General features: G+C 29.2%; 1 protein-coding gene. It reads right to left on the bottom strand.

The annotated features are described in order from the left end of the window. Window positions 1–220: 220 nt before the first annotated feature. Window positions 221–724, bottom strand: coding sequence for an SMI1/KNR4 family protein (locus C9J37_RS27735; RefSeq protein ID WP_107897941.1), 504 nt, complete (start codon window positions 722–724; stop codon window positions 221–223). Between the last annotated feature and the right edge of the window lie 267 nt (window positions 725–991).

Genomic DNA, 991 nt, shown 5'->3' with positions numbered 1-991 from the left:
AGCAGTCGATCGTATCAACTTACTTTTACAGTTACAAAACAAAGCAGCATAATTTTTCAAAAAACCAAAAACCGACCACGGGAGCAGTCTAAGCTCTTGAAAAAATCGATTTATGAAATTGATTCATGTAAAGAAAAATATTTTTATATCTTCTTTACATATGTTTCTATCAAATACTAAAGTCATTCAAGACTGCAGCTGTATGATTCCTATTTCTTTTTTATCTGCCATCATAAGCATCCCCATAAGATTTAAAATTTTCGGCCAACCAAAACCAATGTTCACCTTTACTCGAGTATAAATGTTCTAACAGTTTCGTAAAGCTTTTAGCAATAATCTGACTATCACTCGGTGTTGCATGGGTTTCCAAAAAACTATCATAGCAATAACCAAAATGAGACTTGCTTAAGTCAATACTAATATATTGGTTTATTTGTTCAGACTCAGCAATAAGATACCATTCATTACTTATATCACCTTCAAGTTCCTCCCAAATAATATCATCTTCCGGGTAAAGCCTTTTACTAGTTGGAATAAACTCATTTGAAGAAACAATTTTTATTCCGTATGGCTTATCTAAAAACATTTGTAAAGAGTCATAATTACTAAAAAAGTAATTCAAATCTTTTGGTAGAGCTAAATCACTAGTGTAATCTGTGTGCCTTTTTACAAGTTTACAATTACTATCCAGTTCAATTTTTTTAATAACCTCTAATATTTTCATATTTTTTTACTCCTTTACTATCAAATTCACTTTTATATATACTTGAATCAATTTTTCAATTCAATTCCTATAAATAAACACGAACTTTGAATTTCGTGGTCATGATTAAATTCGAATAAAACGAACGATATTTTATTATTACCTGAATTATTCACCAAAATCTAATACTTTAGGAATTTCATGAGATTTATAATGCTCAAGTACATTTGTACCGAGAAAATAGTCTAGTTATTGAAGATTGAAAATGAATCTTGAGGGAAAACCAAT

This window comes from Lysinibacillus mangiferihumi, from assembly GCF_003049665.1.
Lineage (GTDB): Bacteria > Bacillota > Bacilli > Bacillales_A > Planococcaceae > Lysinibacillus > Lysinibacillus mangiferihumi.
This window is presented reverse-complemented; position numbering and strand designations above follow the sequence as displayed.

Excerpts from the sequence above, each read along its gene's own strand:
- C9J37_RS27735 (WP_107897941.1), bottom strand. The coding sequence starts at position 724 with ATGAAAATATTAGAGGTTATTAAAAAAATTGAACTGGATAGTAATTGT.